The following is a 23,700-nucleotide window of genomic DNA, read 5'->3' on the forward strand; positions in this document are numbered from 1 at the left end:
TTTATTTTTGAGGAGCAATGATGAAATTAGTCGTCAGTTTAGTGGTGTTAGGCTTATGTAGCTTTTCAGCGTTGGCCAAAAATGACATTGAAGCGGGCCGGGCGAAGTCAGCCACTTGTGTCGCTTGCCATGGTATGAATGGTAAAACCTCGGTGCCGATGTATCCCAGTTTAGCGGGGCAAAACTCAGTTTATCTTGAGCAGTCTCTCGCCGCTTATAAAAAGGGCAACCGTACAGGGGGGCAGGCTGAAGTGATGCGCGCTTATGTTTCTCAGTTGTCGGATGAAGATTTTTCGGATCTGGCTGCATATTATGCCAGTTTAAAACCCTAACGAGACTCGGATAAGCTTATCATGACGCATGAAATTATGGGTATTCAGTAAGTTTGAAAGCCGGATACAAAACAGGCCGCTTTTCAGCGGCCTGTTAGTAACTGCATGGAAATTATGATGCGCTAACTATTACAGTCCCTATTTCAGGGTGACTGAAGCTGGCTATATGGTCAAGACGTAGTTCACGCTCTTTCCCTTCCTGCTCAACAATCAAGTATTCGACTTTTTTTCTTAGCAGCAGATCGACAGCTTTACCCTCTACGATCTCGCCACCTCTCAACTTCAACGTCAGTATTAGGTGATGTTGGCAGGCGAGTTCCAGATTATCGTAGTCATCGCAATTGATGGGTTGATATTCATCGTTCATCAACATAATCGCTCACCAATAAGTTAGCAGCGGCATAGGCCGCCTGTTCCCTAACGGAGGACGGGAGTGCGTCGTTAGCCGCAACTTCGTCCAATGCTTTCAATACACAACGCAGTGCGTCTGGCACATAGCCACGGTCACCGCTTCCAATTTCGGCATAAAAACGGCGTACTAATTCACAGTATTGCTGCACAATAATCCTCCCGGAAAAGTTTAACCCGGTAGATTCTCAGCGGAAACACCACGCTGTCAAACTACGAAGATAAACTCTGAACTTATAAGGACTATAGCACAGGAGTGATAGAGATATTAGAGTGGAAACGAAGGTTTCTTTTTAGTATTGATGGCACTAATAACTCTCTTTATGCAGGGTTGGCTGGCTGCTGGCAGGCCTAATCAAGTACACTGTCCGCCAGATAATTAAGAGGTCACTCATGGCACTAAAAGCAACCATCCATAAAGCCGCAATTAATATCGCCGATATGGATCGTAATTTTTTTCAGGATATTAACCTGACAATAGCGCAACATCCCTCAGAAACGGACCAACGTATGATGCTGCGTTTATTGGCATGGATTTGCCATGCTGATGAACGTTTGCAGTTTACCAAAGGGTTGAGCGCCGATGATGAGCCAGAAATCTGGCGTCACAATGATCATAATGGCATCGAATTATGGGTTGAACTAGGGCTTCCTGAAGAGAAACGGCTACGTAAAGCCTGTAATCAGTCACAGCAAGTTGTGCTCTATGCTTACAGTGAACGTGCTGCCAAAGTGTGGTGGCCACAGGTTCAGGGAAAGTTATCTGGCCACCGTAATCTTCGAGTGCGTTTCCTGGATGATGAACAGATGGCAAAGTTAGCGGCATTATCTGCTCGCAATATGTCATTACAGGCTACGCTGCAAGAAGGAACTATTTGGCTATCAGATGCTCTGAATAATTTGGAAATTAGTTTTGATGAATGGCAAGGCAACGGGCAATAAGTGTGTTGATTATATCCAATAATATCAGCCTAGCCGATAGTGAGATTGAGCTGACGGCAATTCGAGCTCAAGGCGCAGGAGGGCAGCATGTTAATAAAACCTCAACGGCTATCCATTTGCGCTTTGACATTAAGGCCTCAAGCCTGCCAGAGTACTATAAAGAAAGGTTATTAGCGCTCAATAGCCATTTGATGACCGCCGAAGGGGTCATCATCATCAAAGCGCAAGAATACCGCAGCCAGGATATGAATCGCGAGGCTGCACAGCAGCGGCTGGTGGCATTGATTCGTCAAGCTATGGTGGTGGAAAAAACACGCCGGGCGACGAAACCGACCAAAGGCTCAAAAATTAGGCGAGTTGAAAGCAAAGTCCGCAAAGGAGCAACAAAAGCGCTGCGCGGTAAAATACATCAGGAGTGATGCCCATATCTGTCAGTGTTATAGATTGCGCTCGATACGGCCTCATTCCTTATATATCGGACACAGTATGGGAGAATGACTGTGAGTAAATTAGCAATAACGCTGTTTTTGGCAGTAGGTGCGCTGTCATTATTGGGCTGTAATAACCGCCATCAGCCGGTTGAACAGGATTTACAACCCATGCAGCAAAGTTATCACGGGGTGCTACCTTGCGCAGATTGCAGTGGTTTGGATACCTCACTGTTTCTTGATAGCGATGGGACCTTCGTCCTGAAAGAAACCTATCAAGGTAGTAAAAATGGCGACGAATCTTTTGCTGAATATGGCACCTGGGCACGTACTGCCGATAAATTAGTATTAACCAATGGGCAGGGTGAAAAACGTTATTTCCAGCCAGTAGGTAAAAATCTGGTGATGCTTGATATACAAGGCTTGCTGATTAAATCTAGTTTGAACTATCAGTTGGTACCGAGCGAAGAACCTTTGCCTAAAACGCCTATGCCATTAAGCGGGATGTATAAATACTTCGCTGATGCGGCAGTGTTTACCGATTGTGCCACGGGCAAAACTTTCCCAGTAGAGAATAATATTGCCTTGGAAAAGGGGTATTTGAATGCTCGTAAAAATGCAGGAGAGCCAGTATTCCTGCGGCTTAACGGTCATTTTGATATCCGGCCGTCAATGGAAGAGGGGCGGTCAGATAAGACGCTAATCCCGGCAGATAACATTCAGTTTATCGCGAATAAAAATTGCGATAGCAAATAATTCGACCCTTTGCTTTTGAAATTGAAGCAATAAAAAGCCGCTGGTCGTTATTCACTCTCCAGCGGCTGGGTAAGTAAAGCACCCAATGACTCATTGGGTGTGTTACTAACGCTAAATTAACGTTTAATTTGGCTCAGTAGGAACTCAATGATTTCGTTAGTTTTAATCATTTGTTTCTCGCCAGCACGGCGATTTTTGTATTCCACTTCTTCGCTGTCGAGATTACGATCACCAATAACGATATTGTGTGGTACGCCAATCAACTCCATATCAGCAAACATCACGCCCGGGCGCTCTTTACGGTCGTCGAGAATAACGTCAATACCATGAGAACGCAGAGTGGCATACAGTTCTTCTGCCAGTTCTTTCACTCGGAAAGATTTGTGCATATTCATGGGTAAGATGGCGACCTGGAATGGGGCGATAGCATCTGGCCAAATAATGCCACGGTCATCATGATTTTGCTCGATTGCCGCAGCAACTACACGGGAAACTCCGATACCGTAACAACCCATGGTCATCACTTGGTTACGGCCATCTTCGCCCTGAACCGTCGCTTTCATTGCTTCCGAGTATTTGCTCCCTAACTGGAAGATATGCCCAACTTCAATACCGCGTTTGATTTGCAGTGTGCCTTTTCCGTCGGGGCTGATATCGCCTTCAACGACATTACGTAAATCAGCAACCTGAGGCAGCGGTAAATCACGCTCCCAGTTAATGCCAAAGTAATGTTTACCGTCGATATTCGCGCCCGCACCAAAGTCACTCATCACTGCTACGCTACGGTCGATAACAACGGGTATCGGCAAGTTGATTGGGCCGAGAGAGCCAGGGCCTGCGCCGACGATAGCTCGAATTTCTTCTTCGGTAGCGAAAGTCAGTGGTTTGGCAACTTGAGGTAGTTTCTCCGCCTTGATTTCGTTCAATTCGTGATCGCCACGAACCAACAAAGCAACCAGTTTATGGCCGCTTTCTTCCTGAGCGTGAACCATCAGAGTTTTAACCGTTTTCTCGATTGGCATTTGGAACTGCTCAACCAAGTCAGCAATGGTTTTGGCATTTGGTGTATCAATGATCCGCAGTTCTTCTGCCGCTGCCGCGCGTGGCTCCGAAGGGGCCATCGCTTCAGCAAACTCGATGTTAGCAGCATAGTCAGAACCGGTTGAGAATACGATATCGTCTTCGCCACTTTCCGCCAGCACTTGGAATTCATGTGATGCACTGCCACCGATGGAACCCGTGTCTGCCAGTACAGCACGGAAATTCAGATCCATACGTTCGAAAATCTTACTATATGCGGCATACATCGCATCGTAAGTTTCTTGCAGGGATTCCTGAGTGGTATGGAAAGAGTAAGCATCTTTCATCAGGAATTCGCGTGCGCGCATCACACCAAAACGTGGGCGAACTTCGTCACGGAACTTGGTCTGGATCTGGAAGAAATTCAGCGGTAATTGTTTGTAAGAGTTAATCTCCCCGCGAATCAAGTCAGTAATCACTTCTTCATGCGTTGGACCGAGTACAAAAGGGCGCTCGCCACGATCAACAAAACGTAACAGCTCAGGACCGTATTGTTCCCAGCGGCCACTCTCTTGCCACAAATCAGCCGGCTGTACGACTGGCATGGAAACTTCGATAGCACCGGCGTTATTCATTTCTTCGCGCACGATGTTTTCGACTTTCTTCAACACCCGAACCCCGGTCGGCAGCCAGGTATAAAGACCTGAGGCCAGTTTACGGATCATCCCGGCGCGGAGCATCAGTTGGTGACTGATAACTTCAGCATCAGCAGGTGTCTCCTTCAGAGTGGAGAGCAAATATTGGCTAGTACGCATGATGTTTTGGTTCCATTAGCACTGCAATTATATCCGTCATCTTTCAAGTTACAGGTGTGTTGGCTACGCTCAATTACCCGAATCACATACTTATGTAAGCTCATCGGGATGTTCTCGCTTGCCGCCTTTCTGTACTTGAAATCTATTGGTTTAGAGCAGCCAAAAAAGTAAAAAGTAATTTAGTTTACCAGCGAGTGCGGGTTGTCAAAAGAGAGCAGACTGAAATTTAGCGATGGTCGATAGATAACACGGTCGTTTGCTGGCCAATAACTCGCCAACGCACATTGAATTCCAGCAGTAGAACAGCATATTCTCGGCTTTCACTATCTTCTTTACGGTAGGCAGGGCGTGGGTCTTGGGCCAATACCTGAGTGATAAAACGCCGCAAATGTGGATGGCGTTGTTGCTGTTGTACCAACTGTTGCTCAGCGGTGATGGAAAAGCAAACTTGCATATCGGCATCAGGGGCTGCTTGAGCAAAACCGGCTCGTGCCAATGGCTGACTCTCGGCAAAAGGCAGATAGGGCTTGATATCAATCACCGGGGTACCATCAACCAAATCCAGGCTGCCTAACTCTAAAATCACCTCTCCGCCACGGCAATGCACTGCTTTCAGTTCAATCAGAGACATCCCAATCGGGTTGGGGCGAAAGGTGGAGCGGGTGGCAAATACTCCCATTCGGGCATTGCCTCCCAGACGTGGAGGGCGAACTGTTGGGCGCCAACCACCATCCATGGTCTGATGGAAAACAAACATCACCCATAAATGGCTGAAATCAGATAAGCCGCGCACGGCTTCCGGTTGGTTATAGGGCGCCAGAAGTTGTAGCTCTCCTCCGCCATCTTCAATCAAACCGGGCTGCCGCGGTACCGCAAACTTTTCTTTATAGGGCGAGCGGATGACACCGATCTGATTAAAGGAAAATACACTCATTTTGATGAAACATTCAGTGCGGAGCCTTGACACACAGCTTGTTGATAACAGCCGGGGACACCACTGAGTATTTCACATTGATGCAGTAAGACCGCATTGGCTTTCATATAAGATGCACGGTTTTGCATCCTTTTACGAGCTGCTGCGAGACTCGGTGGGGAGTCTTGAACGGTGGATTGGCACGACTCACCGGACACTTCTCCTAAGTCGCGGAAAGGCTTGCCAACAAGCTCTTCAGCACTTTTATACAGTTTTACTGGTGCCGGACGAGGGGCAACCGTAGGGCTGGGTTTGGCAACCGGAGCGGGTTGCTTAACCGGACTATCTGTGGTGGATGGCTTTGATTGAAGCACGGAGCATCCAGTTAGCGAAAGGGCCAACAGACACAGAGGTAACGCACGCATAGAAATTCCTCAGCCTTTTTTATTTAAGAGGCGCTATTGAAGCAATCTATTATGCAAATAACAAGACGGGCCTTGGCCCGTCTTGCAATATATTTAGCAAATACTGAATTCAGTAAACCGAGTGTTCAGTGAAATAGTCAATTAGCGATTACCAGCCTTTGACTGCACCACCATTGAAGGCTTTGTTTGCTGCATCATAAACTTCGTCAGACTGGTAAGCCTGTACGAATTTCTTCACGTTTTCCGCATCTTTATTATCTTCGCGGGCTACGATCAGGTTCACGTAAGGTGATTCTTTATCTTCCACAAACAGGCCATCTTTCGCTGGTGTCAGGCCAATTTGGCTAGCGTAAGTGGTATTGATGACCGCCAAAGCGATTTGTTGGTCATCCAAAGAACGTGGCAACTGAGGGGCTTCCAGTTCAACCAATTTCAGGTTTTTTGGATTCTCAACCACATCCAGCACGGTTGGCAGCAGGCCAACACCATCTTTCAGTTTGATCAGGCCCACTTTTTCCAGCAGCAACAGAGAACGGCCTAGGTTAGTCGGGTCATTCGGCAAGGCTACCTGAGAACCCGGCTGCAGTTCTTCTAACGACTTAATTTTTTTAGAATAACCGGCAATCGGGTAAACGAATGAATTACCAACAGCAACCAGTTTGTAGCCGCGATCTTTAATTTGTTGATCCAGATAAGGCTTATGCTGGAAAGCATTCAGGTCGATATCACCTTTGCTCAATGCTTCGTTTGGTAATACATAGTCGTTGAATGTCACTAGCTCAACATCCAAGCCGTATTTGTCTTTTGCTACTTTCTGAGCCACTTCTGCAACTTGTTGCTCAGCACCGACAATAACACCCACTTTAATGTGGTTTGGATCTTTCTCTGCTGGGCCACAGCCTACCAGTGCCAGAGTACCAATCAGTGCACTGACTGCCGCGATAGATTTGAATTTTAAAGACATATCCCTTCCTCTATAGACATTCGTTAAGATGCGCCGCTGTGTGAGGCAGTCGCTATACCCTTCATACTTTGGGCTACAGGGTGGTTAGCCACGTTCACTCACCTGAATCACTTATTTAAGTAAGCTCATCAGGATTCATTCGCTTGCTGCCTACCTGCAGCCCCAAGTCCTTTGGGTAATTTATGTATTAATCACTATTTATGGGTAACGGCTTTTACGATCCGATCGCCACTGAACTGAATCAGATAAACCAGAATTACTAACAATACTAATACTGTATTCATTACAGTGGCGTTATAACCAATGTAACCATACTGATAGCCGATTTGGCCTAAGCCACCGGCTCCTACTGCACCCCCCATAGCGGAATAGCCCACCAGGGTAATTAAGGTAATTGTGGCTGCATTCACTAAGCCTGGAAGAGCCTCGGGCAGCAACACCTTCTTGATAATTTGCATTGGCGTCGCGCCCATTGCACGTGCTGCCTCAACCAAACCAGATGGAATTTCCAACAGAGCATTTTCCACCATGCGGGCTATAAAAGGTGCTGCGCCCACAGTTAACGGTACAATTGCTGCTTGTAAACCGATAGAAGTACCGACAATCATACGAGTGAATGGAATCATCCATACCAGTAAGATAATAAAAGGTATGGAACGGAAGATATTCACCACGCCAGACAGGGTTCGGTAAATCTTATTATTCGCAATAATTTGCCCTGGACGAGTGACATACAGTAGCACCCCAACCGGCAACCCTAGGACAAAGCCAAAGAAACCGGACACGAAGGTCATCATTAGAGTTTCCCAGACGCCTCGGGCCATTAACCACATCATTGCCTCAGACATAACCCAGAACCTCTACTTTTACATGATGATCTTGTAAGAACTTAATGGCAGCGAGGCCATCTTGAGTGTCGCCATGCACCTCAGCCAGCATGACCCCAAATTTAACGCCACCGGCATAATCCATCTGCGAGCTAAGAATGCCGATATCAATATTAAAGCGGCGTACTGCTTGTGAAATTAACGGCGCATCAACTGACTGGCCGGTGAATTCCAACTTCAGCAGGGGCACTCGGTCTGTGCTTGGCTCTTGAGTCATACGCTGGGCGTAATCTTCCGGAATATCCAGATGCAAGGTTGATTGGATGAATTGCTGAGCGAGCGGAGTTTTCGGGTGAGAGAACACTTCGCTAACGCTATCTTTTTCAATCAATTTACCTTCGCTGATGACCGCCACCTGATCACAGATACGTTTCACTACATCCATTTCATGGGTGATCAACAAAATTGTCAGACCTAAACGGCGATTGATATCTTTTAACAGTTCCAGAATTGAGCGGGTTGTTGCCGGGTCCAGTGCGCTGGTGGCTTCATCACACAACAAAACTTTAGGATTACTGGCCAAGGCACGGGCGATAGCCACACGCTGTTTCTGCCCACCGGACAGATTTGCTGGGTAAGCATCCTGCTTATCGGACAGGCCGACCAAATCTAATAGCTCAGTCACTCTCTTCTTTATATCTGCACGCGAAGTGTTATCCAATTCTAGGGGCAGCGCGATATTGCCATACACCGTACGGGAAGAGAGCAGGTTGAAATGCTGGAAAATCATGCCTATTTGACGACGTGCGCGCGTCAATTGGCCTTCAGATAAGGTTGTCAGATCTTGCCCATCAACCAGAACTTGTCCGCTGGTCGGTCGCTCTAACATATTGGCGCACCGTATTAGGGTACTTTTACCGGCACCTGAAGCACCAATAACGCCATAAATTTGCCCTGCGGGGACGTGTAGCGTCACGTCTGAAAGCGCGGTAATCGTGCGCGAACCCTGCTGGAACACTTTGCTGATGTGAGAAAGTTTAATCATATTATTCTTATTTTATCGTCGTTTCCGTGGCTAGATAAAAAGTAAACTTCAGTAGAACCAAAGTATGGATTGGATGTTAAGGCGTCTAGACGGCTAAGTCAACTGGCAACACCGATTCTCTTCCATTCTCAATCGGCAATGAAACATGCGATACTAACGGGGTTTACAGCCCTTAGGAGCAAATAAGTGACTCAGCCCGTCCCTGCAATATTTTTAGACCGTGATGGTACAATTAATGTCGATCACGGTTATGTCCACGAAATTGATAATTTTCAGTTTATCGACGGTGTTATTGATGCTTGCCGTGAATTGAAAGAAATGGGTTTTGCTTTGGTTCTGATCACCAATCAGTCGGGCATTGCACGCGGTATTTTTACCGAAGAGCAATTCTTAAGCCTAACCGAGTGGATGGATTGGTCCCTTGCCGACCGTGGTGTTGATTTGGATGGCATCTATTTTTGTCCACATCACCCCGACGCCAGTGTAGCGGAGTTCCGTGAAACATGTGAATGCCGCAAGCCATTGCCGGGCATGTTACTGCAAGCACAAAGCGAATTGAACATCGATATGGCTTCTTCTTATATGGTTGGCGATAAAATTGAAGATATGCAGGCCGCAGCAGCGGCAAATATCGGTACTAAAGTATTGGTTCGCACCGGCAAGCCGGTAACCGTTGAAGGTGAGGCTAGCGCTGATTGGGTGCTAAATAGCCTGGCAGAACTGCCAAAAGCGATAAAAACGCGTCATATATAGTCGTTGCGTTCAAATAACCAGCAATCGAAAAAAACTTTACTATAAACCCTTGCCATTCTGAAGCAGCTCCCTATAATGCGCATCCATCGACACGGCGCTGTGAGCAACTTCACAGAGTGGCCGGGAAGAGCAGAGAAAATTAACTGATTAAGTGGTTGACTCTGTAGCGGGAAAGCGTATTATCTGCCTCCCGCGTTACCGTAAGATTCGCCGCAAGGCAAACGGGTAACGAACGCTCTTTAACAATTTATCAGACAATCTGTGTGGGCACTCGCAAGACGATATCGAAGCCTGTTTCGACAGGCAGAAGTAATATCAAAGTCTTGAAGAGTGACCAAAGCAGTACACATTTGAACTTCGGTTCGAATGCATATTTGCAGAAAGTAATCTTTGAGCATCGCTTTTAATTAAGCAAATCAAACAAATCTTAAATTGAAGAGTTTGATCATGGCTCAGATTGAACGCTGGCGGCAGGCCTAACACATGCAAGTCGAGCGGCAGCGGGAAGTAGTTTACTACTTTGCCGGCGAGCGGCGGACGGGTGAGTAATGTCTGGGAAACTGCCTGATGGAGGGGGATAACTACTGGAAACGGTAGCTAATACCGCATGACCTCGTAAGAGCAAAGTGGGGGACCTTCGGGCCTCACGCCATCGGATGTGCCCAGATGGGATTAGCTAGTAGGTGGGGTAATGGCTCACCTAGGCGACGATCCCTAGCTGGTCTGAGAGGATGACCAGCCACACTGGAACTGAGACACGGTCCAGACTCCTACGGGAGGCAGCAGTGGGGAATATTGCACAATGGGCGCAAGCCTGATGCAGCCATGCCGCGTGTGTGAAGAAGGCCTTCGGGTTGTAAAGCACTTTCAGCGAGGAGGAAGGGGTTGAGTTTAATACGCTCAATCATTGACGTTACTCGCAGAAGAAGCACCGGCTAACTCCGTGCCAGCAGCCGCGGTAATACGGAGGGTGCAAGCGTTAATCGGAATTACTGGGCGTAAAGCGCACGCAGGCGGTTTGTTAAGTCAGATGTGAAATCCCCGCGCTTAACGTGGGAACTGCATTTGAAACTGGCAAGCTAGAGTCTTGTAGAGGGGGGTAGAATTCCAGGTGTAGCGGTGAAATGCGTAGAGATCTGGAGGAATACCGGTGGCGAAGGCGGCCCCCTGGACAAAGACTGACGCTCAGGTGCGAAAGCGTGGGGAGCAAACAGGATTAGATACCCTGGTAGTCCACGCTGTAAACGATGTCGACTTGGAGGTTGTGCCCTTGAGGCGTGGCTTCCGGAGCTAACGCGTTAAGTCGACCGCCTGGGGAGTACGGCCGCAAGGTTAAAACTCAAATGAATTGACGGGGGCCCGCACAAGCGGTGGAGCATGTGGTTTAATTCGATGCAACGCGAAGAACCTTACCTACTCTTGACATCCACAGAACTTAGCAGAGATGCTTCGGTGCCTTCGGGAACTGTGAGACAGGTGCTGCATGGCTGTCGTCAGCTCGTGTTGTGAAATGTTGGGTTAAGTCCCGCAACGAGCGCAACCCTTATCCTTTGTTGCCAGCACGTAATGGTGGGAACTCAAAGGAGACTGCCGGTGACAAACCGGAGGAAGGTGGGGATGACGTCAAGTCATCATGGCCCTTACGAGTAGGGCTACACACGTGCTACAATGGCAGATACAAAGTGAAGCGAACTCGCGAGAGCAAGCGGACCACATAAAGTCTGTCGTAGTCCGGATTGGAGTCTGCAACTCGACTCCATGAAGTCGGAATCGCTAGTAATCGTAGATCAGAATGCTACGGTGAATACGTTCCCGGGCCTTGTACACACCGCCCGTCACACCATGGGAGTGGGTTGCAAAAGAAGTAGGTAGCTTAACCTTCGGGAGGGCGCTTACCACTTTGTGATTCATGACTGGGGTGAAGTCGTAACAAGGTAACCGTAGGGGAACCTGCGGTTGGATCACCTCCTTACCTAACGATACGCATTGCGTAGTGTCCACACAGATTGTCTGATGAATGTAAACGAGCAAGCGCACCTGTTGATGTCGTGAGTTTCGACTCATGCTGATACGAAACGGTTAGATTTCGGTTTAATCGGAATTTCGTGTCCCCATCGTCTAGAGGCCTAGGACACTGCCCTTTCACGGCTGTAACAGGGGTTCGAATCCCCTTGGGGACGCCAATCCGATAATGTGTGAAAGACATTATCACCGGTTCTTGATGAACCACAAAGTATCTTAAAGATGACTTTAACGAGTCGTGTTTAAGATATTGCTCTTTAACAATCTGGAACAAGCTGAAAATTGAAACATTACAGCTGAAACTTATCTCTCCGTAGATGTACTGAGATAAGGAGTAACCTGTAATAGAGTCTCTCAAATAATCACAACGCAAGTTGTCGAAAGACACCTTCGGGTTGTGAGGTTAAGCGACTAAGCGTACACGGTGGATGCCTAGGCAGTCAGAGGCGATGAAGGGCGTGCTAATCTGCGAAAAGCGTCGGTAAGCTGATATGAAGCGTTACAACCGACGATACCCGAATGGGGAAACCCAGTGCAATTCGTTGCACTATTGCATGGTGAATACATAGCCATGCAAGGCGAACCGGGGGAACTGAAACATCTAAGTACCCCGAGGAAAAGAAATCAACCGAGATTCCCCCAGTAGCGGCGAGCGAACGGGGAGGAGCCCAGAGTCTGAATCAGTCTGTGTGTTAGTGGAAGCGTCTGGAAAGTCGCAGGGTACAGGGTGATACTCCCGTACACAAAAACACACTTACTGTGAACTCGATGAGTAGGGCGGGACACGTGACATCCTGTCTGAATATGGGGGGACCATCCTCCAAGGCTAAATACTCCTGACTGACCGATAGTGAACCAGTACCGTGAGGGAAAGGCGAAAAGAACCCCGGCGAGGGGAGTGAAATAGAACCTGAAACCGTGTACGTACAAGCAGTGGGAGCACCTTCGTGGTGTGACTGCGTACCTTTTGTATAATGGGTCAGCGACTTATATTTTGTAGCAAGGTTAACCGAATAGGGGAGCCGTAGGGAAACCGAGTCTTAACTGGGCGTCTAGTTGCAAGGTATAGACCCGAAACCCGGTGATCTAGCCATGGGCAGGTTGAAGGTTGGGTAACACTAACTGGAGGACCGAACCGACTAATGTTGAAAAATTAGCGGATGACTTGTGGCTGGGGGTGAAAGGCCAATCAAACCGGGAGATAGCTGGTTCTCCCCGAAAGCTATTTAGGTAGCGCCTCGTGAACTCATCTTCGGGGGTAGAGCACTGTTTCGGCTAGGGGGTCATCCCGACTTACCAAACCGATGCAAACTCCGAATACCGAAGAATGTTATCACGGGAGACACACGGCGGGTGCTAACGTCCGTCGTGAAGAGGGAAACAACCCAGACCGCCAGCTAAGGTCCCAAAGTCATGGTTAAGTGGGAAACGATGTGGGAAGGCATAGACAGCCAGGATGTTGGCTTAGAAGCAGCCATCATTTAAAGAAAGCGTAATAGCTCACTGGTCGAGTCGGCCTGCGCGGAAGATGTAACGGGGCTAAACCATGCACCGAAGCTGCGGCAGCGACACTTAGGTGTTGTTGGGTAGGGGAGCGTTCTGTAAGCCGTTGAAGGTGGACTGTGAGGTCTGCTGGAGGTATCAGAAGTGCGAATGCTGACATAAGTAACGATAATGCGGGTGAAAAACCCGCACGCCGGAAGACCAAGGGTTCCTGTCCAACGTTAATCGGGGCAGGGTGAGTCGACCCCTAAGGCGAGGCTGAAAAGCGTAGTCGATGGGAAACAGGTTAATATTCCTGTACTCGGTGTTACTGCGAAGGGGGGACGGAGAAGGCTAGGCTAGCCGGGCGACGGTTGTCCCGGTTTAAGCATGTAGGCGGAGTGACCTGGTAAATCCGGTTGCTTATCAACGCTGAGGTGTGATGACGATGCACTACGGTGCAGAAGTAGTTGATGCCAAGCTTCCAGGAAAAGCCTCTAAGCATCAGGTAACATTGAATCGTACCCCAAACCGACACAGGTGGTCAGGTAGAGAATACTCAGGCGCTTGAGAGAACTCGGGTGAAGGAACTAGGCAAAATGGTGCCGTAACTTCGGGAGAAGGCACGCTGGCATTAGGTAAAGAGACTTGCTCTCGTAGCCGAAGCCAGTCGCAGATACCAGCTGGCTGCAACTGTTTAATAAAAACACAGCACTGTGCAAACACGAAAGTGGACGTATACGGTGTGACGCCTGCCCGGTGCTGGAAGGTTAATTGATGGGGTCAGCCGCAAGGCGAAGCTCTTGATCGAAGCCCCAGTAAACGGCGGCCGTAACTATAACGGTCCTAAGGTAGCGAAATTCCTTGTCGGGTAAGTTCCGACCTGCACGAATGGCGTAATGATGGCCAGGCTGTCTCCACCCGAGACTCAGTGAAATTGAACTCGCTGTGAAGATGCAGTGTACCCGCGGCAAGACGGAAAGACCCCGTGAACCTTTACTATAGCTTGACACTGAACATTGAGCCTTGATGTGTAGGATAGGTGGGAGGCATCGAAGTGTGGACGCCAGTCTGCATGGAGCCAACCTTGAAATACCACCCTTTAATGTTTGATGTTCTAACTCGGCCCCGTGATCCGGGGTGAGGACAGTGTCTGGTGGGTAGTTTGACTGGGGCGGTCTCCTCCCAAAGAGTAACGGAGGAGCACGAAGGTTAGCTAATCACGGTCGGACATCGTGAGGTTAGTGCAAAGGCATAAGCTAGCTTGACTGCGAGAGTGACGGCTCGAGCAGGTACGAAAGTAGGTCTTAGTGATCCGGTGGTTCTGAATGGAAGGGCCATCGCTCAACGGATAAAAGGTACTCCGGGGATAACAGGCTGATACCGCCCAAGAGTTCATATCGACGGCGGTGTTTGGCACCTCGATGTCGGCTCATCACATCCTGGGGCTGAAGTAGGTCCCAAGGGTATGGCTGTTCGCCATTTAAAGTGGTACGCGAGCTGGGTTTAGAACGTCGTGAGACAGTTCGGTCCCTATCTGCCGTGGGCGTTGGAAGATTGAGAGGGGCTGCTCCTAGTACGAGAGGACCGGAGTGGACGAATCACTGGTGTTCGGGTTGTCATGCCAATGGCACTGCCCGGTAGCTAAATTCGGAAGAGATAACCGCTGAAAGCATCTAAGCGGGAAACTTGCCTCGAGATGAGTCTTCCCTGGGGCTTTAAGCCCCCTGAAGGAACGTTAAAGACTATGACGTTGATAGGCTGGGTGTGTAAGTGCAGCGATGCATTGAGCTAACCAGTACTAATGATCCGTGAGGCTTAACCTTACAACACCCAAGGTGTTTTTGTTATTTGAGAATTGATTTTCAGCGATGTTTACAGATTGAATTGGCTGGCTGCGTGATAGACATCATGTGGCGGGTTGATTGAAACAGAATTTGCCTGGCGGCCATAGCGCGGTGGACCCACCTGAACCCATGCCGAACTCAGAAGTGAAACGCCGTAGCGCCGATGGTAGTGTGGGGTCTCCCCATGCGAGAGTAGGACACTGCCAGGCATCAAACACGCATTATCAGAGTGACATCTGGTGATGGACAAAATCGCCATGAGCGGTTTTGCACAGCGAGGAACGCTGGCCCTGAAGAGGGTAAGTATCAGGAAGATACACGTAAAAGAATCGGTGGAGCGGTAGTTCAGTTGGTTAGAATACCTGCCTGTCACGCAGGGGGTCGCGGGTTCGAGCCCCGTCCGTTCCGCCACTTATTGCAAAACCCCTGAATCTATGATTCGGGGGTTTTTTGCATTATAAAATCGCAATCAGCTAGATTTATCCCTCTATAAAAGCCCATCAATAACCTTTCATGGCAGCATTTACTTCTCAAACATTTCTACTTTATAGACTATTTTTTAAATCCCGTTGGTTACTCAGTATATGCTTATATAAATAGAGCTGTTTGGCTAAGGGGAGGGTAATAGAGATGAGGACTACAGAGATATTAAGCCCTCCCATCGAGGGCTTAATAGTTAAGCAGGTTCTTTACGGCAAATTAATAATGTATGTCCAATACCAAGGCCATCAATATCTTTCTCGATATAGAATCCTGCAGCAGCTAAGCATTGGTAAAAAGTATCAGAATGATAAAAACGGCTATTGCCATTAGCCATACATGTAAAATAGAGAGAGGAAGCGTTTAGGCTAAATGCGCCAGCTTCGAATTGTTGCCTATCCCAAAATATCTCCATGATACATACGTAGCTGTCAGGCTTCATCGCCCGGTGAATAAGCTTGAGAATATGTACAATTCTTTCTTCACTAAAACAGTCTAGAAATTGGCTCATCCACCAAACATCAGCATCATTTGGTAGCTTATCAGCTAATAATAGATCGACAGGATAGGTACTAATACGGTGGCTAAGACCTTTACTTTTGACGTTTTCGTTAGCTAACACTAGCTGTTGTGGCAAATCTAACAATGTTATCTTCACGTCAGGGTCATAAGCCGCACACTGCAAAGCCCATTTACCTGTATTGGCACCAATGTCATATATATGCTTTGGTTCAAGATCAAAAATGGTTTTTAGTGCAAGTTGAAAAGCATTATCGGAATAAAAGTGATCAAAAGCGAACCAACTTTCACGAGCAGCAGTCGGTAACTCATTCAGTGCAGGATAAATAGTGGGCCATTCGCCAAAGACTGACAGTCCGGCTGGCTTTCCCGTCTCTAGTGCTTCTTTTAAATTGAATAAACCCTGGTAACAAACATCTTGTGTAAAATCCATATTTACGCGGGTCATTTGGTCATGTAATAAGTAGTGACCAACCTTTCCGAGATAAAATCGTTTCTCCCGCTGGTAGAGAATATTGCCACTAAGCCCCATATCTAGCAGGATGCTGATTGCATATCGACTGAGTGGACAAAGGGTATCAAGCTCATCCAGTGTAATGCCATTTTTACCTGATTCATCTAATGCGGCTAGGATCCCTGATTCTCTCAGGTTAAGTGCGGCTTGAAATAGCATCGGGGCAAAAGCTATTTTCTGAGCTTCAGTGATTGCCGCCAAAGCACTAATTTGGTCTTTATCATATCCGTAGCGCAAGCTAACGTCCTCGTAATTCAGGTAATTGCCCACCATTCGACGTTGTTCAATTGGAATGGTGAACAAGAAATTAATGTAATCTTTTGTTATAAAAGGATTTTATGCTAATGGCTGAACGAGTTTGGTCTGGATGTCTTTGTTCAAGTTAGCGATCCAGCGATTATATTTTGAATGTATTTTCCCATTCTTTGCATCCATGTTAGTGCTGCCAACGTATTTTATTTGGTAATCATTAGCACTGTAATTAATTCTTATCTCAACGATATGATCGCGATTGATTAATTTGCCATTAATCACACCTTCAGAAGCGGGTACCATTATCCAGCCACGGCTTATCCCGCCAGCTAAAATGGCTCTTTGTACTTCTGAAGCAGTATGACTACCCATCACTGTTTGGTTTACATCTTGGATTGGGGTTGTACCAGCACAGCCAGCAATAAATACAATAGATACTAATCCGACTAGAAGTGATTTTAATATTTTCATGATATTCCAATTTACTAATGATTTTTATGTTATTCATGAGGGGAATAACGCAGATATGCTATGCAACAGAGATAAAATACTCTGACTTATTCGAATACACAAATATTCTTATGTTTAATTTATTTTAAATAAATGTAAAATTTATATTATAACTTTGTCTTGTTTTTTATTTTCACTTTCACTGTGAATTTATTTTAACTTTATCTAAAGAATATTAAATTAGTGCCGATATATAATATATTTTCTCCTGCTAATTTGAATGGCAAAGCTAAATGATTTATTAATTAAACAAAGTCATAATTAAGACAATTTTTAAATGCTTTTTATCTAAAAATAGAATAAATTACCTTGCTTTGCTACTTGGGAATTTCTGATACTGTGGCTCATTCTTTGAATGTATTGAACTGGTGTGCTTTAGCTCCTGGTATGGGGATACATCAGGATTGGGTTGTTTGGGCGCAAGAGCCTGAACTCCGAACCTCATGGTTGGGAGATTTACCCAAGTCATCGCATATACCTATGATGTCAGCTAGAAGAATGAGTACAGGTAGCCGGTTAGCCGTTGCAGCAGGTCTTTCACTGTTAGAAGGAACCACTGCTGATATGGCGATTTTTACCAGTCGTCATGGCGAATTAGAACGCACTTATAAAATCTTACAGTGTCTCCATTCTCAGCAGAATATCTCTCCGACTGATTTTGCTATGTCAGTGCATAATACAGCCTCAGGATGGCTGACTATTGCTGGGAATATAGCAATGCCAGTGGCTTCTCTTGCCGCTGGAGTGGATAGTTTCCAGCAAGGTATTATTGAGGCAATGGGGATGCTTGCCAGCGGTGCTGAGCGTGTATTATTGGTCGATTTCGATGGGATTATGCCTGATTTTTATCATTCTCAGACTTCTCCAATAGGGTTGCCCTATGCTTTGGCATTACTGTTAACTGCGGGTGATGATTTACAGTGTGAACGTATCTCTTCGATTGATTCTTATGAGTCTGGATTACCTCAAGGTCTTAGCTTCTTACGTAATTGGTTGAGTAAAAAAGCTTCTTTTGTTGTACCTGGTCAGCAGAATAATTGGCAATGGAGTCAGTGATGGACAGCTCTCTCGCAGTACAGACTGCCTCCCAGCATTCTTCTTTACTTAATCGCTTATGGCGGGTTGTGGCGACAGGTTTTTGCTTTGCACTTTTTGGTCTTGGGGGGCTGATATTATCTATTGTCTGGTTTTCCTTCCTTCGTCTCATTGTTCGCTCTGAGACCGTACGCAGTCGAGTTACTCAACTGAGTATTCGTTATAGTTTTCAACTGTTTCTGCGAGTCGCCAGATTTCTTGGTGTTTTTGATTACCAGATAAAAAATAGTGAATTATTCGCTGAAGATGCAGGGTGTTTGATTGTTGCTAACCATCCCAGCTTATTAGACTATGTGTTACTAGCAGCACATATGCCCAGGTGTGATTGTATTGTCAAAGAAGCATTACTAAACAATATATTTGTCTCTGGCGTTATTAAGTCTGCTGGTTATTTAGTTAATGCTGAATCAGATAAATTATTAGCACATTGTCAATCTCGTTTAGCTCTAGGTGGGAGTATTCTTATATTTCCTGAGGGGACGAGAACAACAGCGGGGAGTATACTGAGCCTGCAACGAGGAGCGGCTAATATTGCATTACATAGTGGATGTGATATTCGAGTGGTGTTTATTGATTGTAACCCGCCAATGCTGACTAAAGAGCTTAAATGGTATAATATCCCACCGATCAAACCTCAATTTAATATTATTGTTCAAAATAAAATCAATACCAGTGATTTTATTCAAGCTAACGAGTTATCGTTAGCGCTGGCGGCAAGACGACTTACTAAGCATTTAACCTGTGCATTAATGCCTGAATCTAAGAGAACGAATTAATGGAATTACTGAGTAGTGAGATTAAACAGCTAATTATTGATGCCTTAAATCTGGAAGGAATGTCAGTGGATGATATTGATTCGCAGGCTGCATTATTTGGTGATGGTTTAGGCCTGGATTCCATTGATGCGCTAGAACTTGGATTAGCATTAAAAAACCGATATAGCGTTGTGCTCTCGGCGGAGAGTGAAGATATGCGCCAACACTTTTATTCGGTAGAAACGCTCGCGAAATTTATTTCTGAACAGCGTAACTAACAGGATAGTGCAATAATGGAAAAACAAGAGATATATCAGCAGATTAAAATCCTTCTGGTTAAGCTTTTCGAAATTGATGAAGCTGATATCAAGCCAGAATCACGGCTGTATGAAGAATTAGAATTAGACAGTATTGATGCTGTCGATTTGGTTGTGCATTTACAGAAAGTGACTGGTAAAAAAATAATGCCAGAAATGTTCAAATCAGTTCGAACTGTGCAAGATGTTGTCGATGCTGTCGACAATTTATTAAACACCAAATCGTAAGTGGTGGAATCAGGTGACAACTAATCAAAGTAATTTATTCATTGGTCGCCTGACTATTTTGCTCAAAATTTTTACCGTTATTGCATTTATTGCCTATCCGTTGGCTGTGTGGTTCGGTTTGACGTACTGGGGAATGCAGGTATTAGCCCCCATACTGTTATTGATGTTTACACTGCGGCTCTTTGTCGTGCGTCATCAAATTAAACAACAACTTTGGTTAGGTAAAGCGCTGGCAGTTACAGGTATCATTCTGTCTTTGGCAAGTTGGGGGTTAGGGAAGGCGCAGTGGTTGTTGTTTTATCCGGTTGTGGTAAATATCCTATTGCTGTCACTGTTTGCCTATTCTCTGTTTTATCCCCCTCCCATCATTGAACGATTGGCAAGACTGGCTGAACCCGAATTATCTCCCCAAGCGGTGGCTTATACCCGCAAAGTCACGCTGGTATGGTGCGTTTTTTTTGCTGTAAATGGCACTATTTCTCTAGCTACTTGTTTGTACAGCAATATGCATTTATGGGTTTTGTATAACGGTGGCTTGAGCTATTTACTTATTGGTTCTTTGATGGGTCTGGAATGGATAGTCAGAAAAAGAGTTCAACAGCAATGAATCTGCCCATGGCTAATTGGTTGGATAATTCTCGTGATGATGCTTTGGTGATTGCTATATGCGGTACAACAGAGATAACTTTGCATCAATTTAGGTATGACGTGACCTCTCTATTTAATAAAATCACGCTATTGCCTAATGAGCGCTGGGCGTTATGTTTTGAAAATAGCTATTGGTTTACCGTCGCATTGTTGGCCACTCTGTATTGCCAAAAAACACCGGTTATTTTCGGCCATGCTCGAGAAGCTGTTCTTAAAGAGCAACAGCATGAATTTGATGGCATGTTGACTGATCAATTACTGCATCTTGATTGCCAGAATATAAGGATAACTGACCACGCATCTGTTGAGGCTATTTATCATCCACTACCTGATTGGTCTCCAAATGCTGCATTAATCCTCTTCACATCAGGCTCGACGGGTACACCTAAAGCCATAGTCAAATCTGTTGAATGTTTAGATATTGAAAGCCATTGGTTGGCCGAGCAATGGAATCCTTGCTTTGATAAAAAGGATAATCCCTTAATTGTTGCGTCGGTTTCTCATCAACATTTATATGGGCTAACATTCCGTATTTTTTTACCCCTTTCGCTGGGGATACCCTTTCAGGCTGAGTTGATGACTTACCATGAGCAACTTCAATTATTACCTAAGTCTTGTTCGCCTATCTTTATTAGTAGCCCCGCGTTTTTAAAACGTATAGACACGAAGTTAGCGCCGATTTTGTGTCGGCAGATCTTTACAGCAGGCGGTCCGCTCAGTTTTCATGACGCACAATCTACCCGGAATGCTCTGGGTATTTTGCCAACGGAGATTTATGGCGCCACCGAAACGGGTCTTATTGCTTATCGTCAGCAATCAGAACAACAACAAGCCTGGCAGTTTTTTTCAGGGGTAACTCTGGATATGAATAGCGACAAGACTTTCACTGTTTATTCTGACCTCATATCTGAATCAAACGGTGTGCTGATGAGCGATGTTATTGAGTTATTTGATGACAAGCGAAGTTTCTACTTGGTGGGGCGTAAAGATCGAATAGTTAAAATTGAAGAAAAGCGTGTTTCATTAACAGAAATAGAGCAGCGCCTAATATCACTGCCCGATATTGCCGACGCGACAGTATTGGTTTTAACCCAAAATGAGCGAGTGAACATCGCAGCAGTAGTGGTGTTGACTGATGATGGAAAAGAAAAGTTTTCCTCAGCAACCATGGCTTCTTTTAATCAGAAATTAAGAAGTGATTTACGTCATTGGCTTGAACCTGCCTCTCTTCCCCGGCGTTTACGTGTAATTGAATCTATCCCCGTTAACCCACAAGGGAAGCGAGATTATGCGCGGCTACAGGAGCTATTTTTATGATGTTGCCTACGGTCATCAGTCAGCAAATAATAGATAATCACCTCGCGAATATCGATATCTTATTACCGGCTGATTTATTGTGGTTCAGAGGCCATTTCCCTACTTGCCCGATATTACCGGGTGTTGCACAAATCAATTGGGTGATGCACTACGCCAATCAGCTATTTGGTCCAATGCCAGTGGTGAAAAGTATTGATGTTGTCAAATTTCAGCGTCCCCTAATGCCTGATGACAAAGTGATACTCCTACTGAATTGGGATCGTGCCAATGACAAACTGACTTTTAAATATCTTGTTCACGGCGAGATAACGGCCAGTAGCGGAAAGATTACCCTATGTCAGTAATCTCTTTTATGCCGTGCATCATTATCCCCTGTTTCAATCATGGTCGTACCATGGCTGGCGTTTTATCTCAGTTGGCGGTTTATCAACTCCCTTGCCTGATTATTGATGATGGTAGTGATATTGATACTGCTAATGAGTTAGCACGCTTGGCGGATGAATACTCGTGGGTTGTGTTGGTGACACAACCTGAAAATCGAGGTAAGGGGCATGCGGTACTGAATGGATTGGCGGTGGCGCAAAAACACGGTTATAGCCATGGCCTGCAAGTCGATGCTGATGGTCAGCATCAGTTATCGGATCTGCCAAAAATGTTGGCAGAGGCTGAGAAACATCCTCATTGTCTGATTTCAGGGCGGCCGATTTACGACAAGTCAGTGCCGAAGGCGAGGCTTTATGGCCGCTATATCACGCATTTCTGGGTATGGGTCGAAACCTTGTCCTTATCGCTAAAAGACAGTATGTGTGGCTTTCGTGTTTATCCAATTGCTGAAACACTGGCTTTAGCTGCGCGTCACCCATTGGGTGTACGGATGGATTTTGATACCGAGGTGATGGTGAGATTGTATTGGCAAGGGACGGAGAGCCGGTTCTTGCCAACCAGAGTGACTTATCCGGAAGGGGGGATTTCTCATTTTGATGCTTTGCGCGACAATCTGCGCATCTCATGGATGCACACCCGTTTATTTTTCGGCATGCTGCCACGTATTCCTGCACTACTAAAACGTTATCTGCAAAAGCCTGAGCACCATTGGTCCCAGACTCAAGAGCGCAAAGGTTTGTGGGGAATGCGTTTGATGCTGCGTAGTTACCAGATGTTGGGGCGCACAGCTTTCAATCTGATGTTATACCCGGTGATTGGCTATTTTTGGCTTACCGGTCATCGCCAGCGGCGGGCCTCAATCGACTATTTACAGCGGCTCACCGCTTTCGCCCAACAGCGAAATCACCCCTTGCCCAGACCCTTGAATAGTTTCCGCCATTTCATGCGTTTTGGTGAATCGATGCTCGATAAACTGGCCAGTTGGCAAGGGGAGTTAGTGGTGGGCAGAGATGTCGTCTTGGTGGGGCGTGAGCGCTGTGAAGCACAAATTGCCAGCCGCCAAGGGGCACTCATTCTAGCATCGCATTTAGGGGACATTGAATCTTGCCGAGCCTTGGCCGAGTTATCTGTGGGCGTGAAAGTTAATGCATTAGTCTTCACGCATCATGCGGCTCGTTTTAATCAGGTAATGAAGGAGATTAACCCGCACGCACTGATTAACCTGATTCAGGTGACAGCTATTGGGCCTGATACCGCCATTTTATTGCGCCAAAAGCTGGACGAAGGTGAGTGGATCGCAATTGTTGGTGATCGAACCTCGGTCAGTCCTTATCAACGAGATAATCGACCCAGGGTTATCTGTAGCTCATTTTTAGGCCACCCTGCGCCTTTCCCTGTTGGGCCATTCGCCTTGGCTGCAGCATTGCGTTGTCCGGTGTTTTTGATGTTTGGGTTAAAACTCACAGGGCATGAAAAACAAACGGTCCCCTCTGCTGCTTGCGCCCGGTTGCATGTCTATTTTGAGCCTTTTGCCGATCCGCTGATATTACCGCGAGCAAATCGTCAGCTCGCTTTACAGCAAGCGGTGGATCGCTATGCCGCGCGTCTGGAGCATTACAGTTTATTAGCGCCGCTCGATTGGTTTAATTTTTATGATTTTTGGCATTTAAACGATGAAAAGCCAAACCAAGGAAATCCGTGA

Annotated in this window: 23 protein-coding genes, 2 tRNA genes and 3 rRNA genes; 18 read left to right on the plus strand and 10 right to left on the minus strand. The window is 46.3% G+C overall.

Going from position 1 to position 23,700, the window contains the following annotated elements:
* Positions 1–17 precede the first annotated feature (17 nt).
* Positions 18–332, plus strand: coding sequence for a c-type cytochrome (locus tag DJ58_RS12355; protein ID WP_004706683.1), 315 nt, complete (start codon positions 18–20; stop codon positions 330–332).
* A 112-nt stretch (positions 333–444) separates the two neighbouring features.
* Here DJ58_RS12355 and rof read toward each other — a convergent pair whose 3' ends face one another.
* Both rof and DJ58_RS12345 read right to left on the minus strand, forming a co-directional pair.
* Positions 445–705, minus strand: a complete 261-nt coding sequence (gene rof, locus DJ58_RS12350) for a Rho-binding antiterminator (protein WP_032910235.1) — start codon at positions 703–705, stop codon at positions 445–447.
* Positions 689–892 (minus strand): YaeP family protein, encoded by a 204-nt coding sequence (locus tag DJ58_RS12345; RefSeq protein WP_004706681.1) that lies wholly within the window; start codon positions 890–892, stop codon positions 689–691. The genes rof and DJ58_RS12345 overlap by 17 nt, the downstream gene beginning before the upstream one ends.
* A 241-nt stretch (positions 893–1,133) precedes the next feature.
* Here DJ58_RS12345 and DJ58_RS12340 point away from each other — a divergent pair, with 241 nt between their 5' ends.
* The 3 genes from DJ58_RS12340 (at position 1,134) to nlpE (ending at position 2,866) form a co-directional block, all read left to right on the plus strand.
* Entirely contained in the window at positions 1,134–1,682 is a 549-nt protein-coding gene (locus DJ58_RS12340; RefSeq protein WP_004706680.1) for a YaeQ family protein, read from the plus strand.
* A gap of 2 nt (positions 1,683–1,684) precedes the next feature.
* Positions 1,685–2,101 carry an alternative ribosome rescue aminoacyl-tRNA hydrolase ArfB gene (gene arfB, locus DJ58_RS12335; protein WP_032913234.1) on the plus strand — a complete coding sequence of 139 codons (417 nt, stop codon included), beginning with the start codon at positions 1,685–1,687 and terminating at the stop codon, positions 2,099–2,101.
* 81 nt (positions 2,102–2,182) lie between these two features.
* On the plus strand, positions 2,183–2,866 hold the full coding sequence (gene nlpE, locus DJ58_RS12330) for an envelope stress response activation lipoprotein NlpE (protein ID WP_004706678.1): 684 nt from the start codon (positions 2,183–2,185) through the stop codon (positions 2,864–2,866).
* Positions 2,867–2,982: 116 nt separating this feature from the next.
* Here the strand turns inward: nlpE and proS are convergent, their stop codons facing one another.
* The 6 genes from proS to metN form a co-directional block, all read right to left on the minus strand.
* Positions 2,983–4,701, minus strand: coding sequence for a proline--tRNA ligase (proS, locus tag DJ58_RS12325; protein ID WP_004706677.1), 1,719 nt, complete (start codon positions 4,699–4,701; stop codon positions 2,983–2,985).
* Between the two features lie 226 nt (positions 4,702–4,927).
* Complete coding sequence (tsaA, locus tag DJ58_RS12320; RefSeq protein ID WP_004706676.1) at positions 4,928–5,635, minus strand: tRNA (N6-threonylcarbamoyladenosine(37)-N6)-methyltransferase TrmO; 708 nt, start codon at positions 5,633–5,635, stop codon at positions 4,928–4,930.
* Positions 5,632–6,039, minus strand: coding sequence for an Rcs stress response system protein RcsF (rcsF, locus tag DJ58_RS12315; protein WP_032910233.1), 408 nt, complete (start codon positions 6,037–6,039; stop codon positions 5,632–5,634). Before rcsF ends, tsaA begins: the two co-directional genes overlap by 4 nt.
* A gap of 148 nt (positions 6,040–6,187) precedes the next feature.
* Positions 6,188–7,003 carry a MetQ/NlpA family lipoprotein gene (locus DJ58_RS12310; RefSeq protein ID WP_004706674.1) on the minus strand — a complete coding sequence of 272 codons (816 nt, stop codon included), beginning with the start codon at positions 7,001–7,003 and terminating at the stop codon, positions 6,188–6,190.
* 194 nt (positions 7,004–7,197) lie between these two features.
* Positions 7,198–7,851, minus strand: a complete 654-nt coding sequence (locus tag DJ58_RS12305; protein ID WP_032817044.1) for a methionine ABC transporter permease MetI — start codon at positions 7,849–7,851, stop codon at positions 7,198–7,200.
* The gene (gene metN, locus DJ58_RS12300) at positions 7,844–8,875 is read right to left on the minus strand and encodes a methionine ABC transporter ATP-binding protein MetN (RefSeq protein WP_004706672.1); all 1,032 of its coding nucleotides are present in this window, start codon (positions 8,873–8,875) and stop codon (positions 7,844–7,846) included. The genes DJ58_RS12305 and metN overlap by 8 nt, the downstream gene beginning before the upstream one ends.
* 186 nt (positions 8,876–9,061) lie before the next feature.
* Between metN and gmhB the strand changes: the two genes are divergently transcribed.
* From gmhB to DJ58_RS12270, 6 genes are all read left to right on the plus strand, one after another.
* Complete coding sequence (gene gmhB / locus DJ58_RS12295; RefSeq protein WP_004706671.1) at positions 9,062–9,628, plus strand: D-glycero-beta-D-manno-heptose 1,7-bisphosphate 7-phosphatase; 567 nt, start codon at positions 9,062–9,064, stop codon at positions 9,626–9,628.
* 429 nt (positions 9,629–10,057) lie between these two features.
* Positions 10,058–11,600, plus strand: a 16S ribosomal RNA gene (locus DJ58_RS12290).
* Between the two features lie 135 nt (positions 11,601–11,735).
* Positions 11,736–11,811 (plus strand) — tRNA-Glu (locus tag DJ58_RS12285).
* Between the two features lie 240 nt (positions 11,812–12,051).
* Positions 12,052–14,958 (plus strand): 23S ribosomal RNA (locus DJ58_RS12280).
* Between the two features lie 114 nt (positions 14,959–15,072).
* A 5S ribosomal RNA gene (gene rrf, locus DJ58_RS12275) occupies positions 15,073–15,188 on the plus strand.
* The 16S, 23S and 5S rRNA genes sit together here with 2 tRNA genes alongside, the layout of an rRNA operon.
* Positions 15,189–15,313: 125 nt before the next feature.
* A tRNA-Asp gene (locus DJ58_RS12270) sits at positions 15,314–15,390 on the plus strand.
* 265 nt (positions 15,391–15,655) lie between these two features.
* Here DJ58_RS12270 and DJ58_RS12265 read toward each other — a convergent pair.
* Positions 15,656–16,729, minus strand: a complete 1,074-nt coding sequence (locus DJ58_RS12265) for a methyltransferase (RefSeq protein ID WP_032911722.1) — start codon at positions 16,727–16,729, stop codon at positions 15,656–15,658.
* A gap of 99 nt (positions 16,730–16,828) precedes the next feature.
* Positions 16,829–17,215, minus strand: coding sequence for a hypothetical protein (locus DJ58_RS12260; RefSeq protein WP_032911717.1), 387 nt, complete (start codon positions 17,213–17,215; stop codon positions 16,829–16,831).
* Between the two features lie 378 nt (positions 17,216–17,593).
* Between DJ58_RS12260 and DJ58_RS0121775 the strand changes: the two genes are divergently transcribed.
* The 8 genes from DJ58_RS0121775 to DJ58_RS12225 are packed head-to-tail and all read left to right on the plus strand — an operon-like array spanning position 17,594 to position 23,700.
* Complete coding sequence (locus tag DJ58_RS0121775; RefSeq protein ID WP_032911716.1) at positions 17,594–18,310, plus strand: beta-ketoacyl synthase chain length factor; 717 nt, start codon at positions 17,594–17,596, stop codon at positions 18,308–18,310.
* Positions 18,310–19,125, plus strand: a complete 816-nt coding sequence (locus DJ58_RS12255) for a lysophospholipid acyltransferase family protein (protein ID WP_004711675.1) — start codon at positions 18,310–18,312, stop codon at positions 19,123–19,125. Before DJ58_RS0121775 ends, DJ58_RS12255 begins: the two co-directional genes overlap by 1 nt.
* The gene (locus DJ58_RS12250; protein ID WP_032911715.1) at positions 19,125–19,382 is read left to right on the plus strand and encodes a phosphopantetheine-binding protein; all 258 of its coding nucleotides are present in this window, start codon (positions 19,125–19,127) and stop codon (positions 19,380–19,382) included. Before DJ58_RS12255 ends, DJ58_RS12250 begins: the two co-directional genes overlap by 1 nt.
* A 15-nt stretch (positions 19,383–19,397) precedes the next feature.
* Positions 19,398–19,649, plus strand: coding sequence for an acyl carrier protein (locus DJ58_RS12245; protein WP_004711672.1), 252 nt, complete (start codon positions 19,398–19,400; stop codon positions 19,647–19,649).
* A 13-nt stretch (positions 19,650–19,662) separates the two neighbouring features.
* Positions 19,663–20,256, plus strand: coding sequence for a COG4648 family protein (locus tag DJ58_RS12240; protein WP_004711670.1), 594 nt, complete (start codon positions 19,663–19,665; stop codon positions 20,254–20,256).
* An 8-nt stretch (positions 20,257–20,264) separates the two neighbouring features.
* Complete coding sequence (locus tag DJ58_RS12235; protein ID WP_004711669.1) at positions 20,265–21,614, plus strand: AMP-binding protein; 1,350 nt, start codon at positions 20,265–20,267, stop codon at positions 21,612–21,614.
* Complete coding sequence (locus DJ58_RS12230; RefSeq protein WP_032911713.1) at positions 21,611–21,958, plus strand: ApeI family dehydratase; 348 nt, start codon at positions 21,611–21,613, stop codon at positions 21,956–21,958. The genes DJ58_RS12235 and DJ58_RS12230 overlap by 4 nt, the downstream gene beginning before the upstream one ends.
* A complete protein-coding gene (locus tag DJ58_RS12225; protein WP_032911712.1) occupies positions 21,949–23,700 on the plus strand; it encodes a glycosyltransferase family 2 protein in 1,752 nt (583 codons plus the stop codon). Before DJ58_RS12230 ends, DJ58_RS12225 begins: the two co-directional genes overlap by 10 nt.

The organism is Yersinia frederiksenii ATCC 33641 (assembly GCF_000754805.1).
GTDB classification, from domain to species: Bacteria; Pseudomonadota; Gammaproteobacteria; order Enterobacterales; family Enterobacteriaceae; genus Yersinia; species Yersinia frederiksenii.

Coding starts and splice junctions, on each gene's coding strand:
- DJ58_RS12235 (WP_004711669.1), top strand. CDS start 20,265: ATGGCTAATTGGTTGGATAATTCTCGTGATGATGCTTTGGTGATTGCT.
- proS (WP_004706677.1), bottom strand. CDS start 4,701: ATGCGTACTAGCCAATATTTGCTCTCCACTCTGAAGGAGACACCTGCT.
- rof (WP_032910235.1), bottom strand. CDS start 705: ATGTTGATGAACGATGAATATCAACCCATCAATTGCGATGACTACGAT.
- DJ58_RS12355 (WP_004706683.1), top strand. CDS start 18: ATGATGAAATTAGTCGTCAGTTTAGTGGTGTTAGGCTTATGTAGCTTT.
- DJ58_RS12250 (WP_032911715.1), top strand. CDS start 19,125: ATGGAATTACTGAGTAGTGAGATTAAACAGCTAATTATTGATGCCTTA.
- DJ58_RS12340 (WP_004706680.1), top strand. CDS start 1,134: ATGGCACTAAAAGCAACCATCCATAAAGCCGCAATTAATATCGCCGAT.
- metN (WP_004706672.1), bottom strand. CDS start 8,875: ATGATTAAACTTTCTCACATCAGCAAAGTGTTCCAGCAGGGTTCGCGC.
- DJ58_RS12255 (WP_004711675.1), top strand. CDS start 18,310: ATGGACAGCTCTCTCGCAGTACAGACTGCCTCCCAGCATTCTTCTTTA.
- DJ58_RS12225 (WP_032911712.1), top strand. CDS start 21,949: ATGTCAGTAATCTCTTTTATGCCGTGCATCATTATCCCCTGTTTCAAT.
- DJ58_RS12260 (WP_032911717.1), bottom strand. CDS start 17,215: ATGAAAATATTAAAATCACTTCTAGTCGGATTAGTATCTATTGTATTT.
- DJ58_RS12310 (WP_004706674.1), bottom strand. CDS start 7,003: ATGTCTTTAAAATTCAAATCTATCGCGGCAGTCAGTGCACTGATTGGT.
- tsaA (WP_004706676.1), bottom strand. CDS start 5,635: ATGAGTGTATTTTCCTTTAATCAGATCGGTGTCATCCGCTCGCCCTAT.
- DJ58_RS12305 (WP_032817044.1), bottom strand. CDS start 7,851: ATGTCTGAGGCAATGATGTGGTTAATGGCCCGAGGCGTCTGGGAAACT.
- DJ58_RS12245 (WP_004711672.1), top strand. CDS start 19,398: ATGGAAAAACAAGAGATATATCAGCAGATTAAAATCCTTCTGGTTAAG.
- rcsF (WP_032910233.1), bottom strand. CDS start 6,039: ATGCGTGCGTTACCTCTGTGTCTGTTGGCCCTTTCGCTAACTGGATGC.
- DJ58_RS12230 (WP_032911713.1), top strand. CDS start 21,611: ATGATGTTGCCTACGGTCATCAGTCAGCAAATAATAGATAATCACCTC.